This window comes from Corynebacterium sp. UMB4614 (assembly GCF_030217065.1).
Lineage (GTDB): Bacteria > Actinomycetota > Actinomycetes > Mycobacteriales > Mycobacteriaceae > Corynebacterium.
In genome coordinates, this window is the sequence record NZ_JASONC010000052.1 from 1 (window position 1) to 816 (window position 816).

The window sequence follows — 816 nt, forward strand, 5'->3', positions numbered from 1 at the left end:
GCGGTGTAGACGAACCCATTACCGGTACGGACGTAGGTAATGTCAGCCACCCATAACCGATTCGGTCCAGCGGCACGAAAATCACGGCCCACCAAGTCAGGGCGATTATCCGAGCCCTTGGACCTGCGAGTTGTCACAGGCAACCGGCCTTTACCTTTTCCACTGACTCCAGCAAGGCGCATCAGGCGAGCGGTTTGCTCACGGCCGATGTCGATTCCTTCACGGCGTAGAGCATGCCACATCTTGCGGATACCATAGACTGCGTAGTTTTCTTCATGGACCTCGGCAATATGCCTTGTCAGTGCGGCGTCACGAAGGCTGCGGGCACTTAATCCCCGGGCTTTTGACTGACGGTATCCGCGTGAGGAAATGAAGCCACCTTGCCGATTGCTCTTCAACGTCTGACAGATGAACTCGACTGTGAAACGATCCCGGTGTTCATCGATGAACTGGATCATTTCCGACGTTTGGGGTCGAGTTCCGACACGAAAAAAGCTGACGCGGCCTTCAATAACTCGTTAGTGTCGCGAAGCTCCTGATTCTCACGACGCAGCTTGGCCACCTCTGCAACGAGATCTTCAGGTAAAGGATCAATTGCCCTGCCTTCGCGACGGGCCGCCTGAGCCCACTGCCGGGCAGTATGCCATGAGACACCCAGTTTCGGGGCCACGATCTTGCACGCTTCCTGCATGGAGATCCCCTCCGCCAGGATGCGGTCCTCAACAAGGCGGACCACCCGATCCTTGGCATCCTGGTCAAATTTCTTCGGCATGTTCCAGATTTTCCCATCTACTCAAACGGAACAAAACCTGGGAC

1 protein-coding gene and 1 pseudogene are annotated in these 816 nt (G+C 55.8%); both read right to left on the reverse strand.

Translation table 11 applies throughout. The annotated features are described in order from the left end of the window. A partial coding sequence (locus tag QP413_RS09845; protein WP_284781593.1) for an IS3 family transposase occupies positions 1-458 on the reverse strand: 458 nt, incomplete at its 3' end. Further along, positions 455-797 (reverse strand): annotated as a pseudogene (locus QP413_RS09850) (transposase). The gene QP413_RS09845 and the pseudogene QP413_RS09850, both read right to left, overlap by 4 nt. Positions 798-816 lie beyond the last annotated feature (19 nt).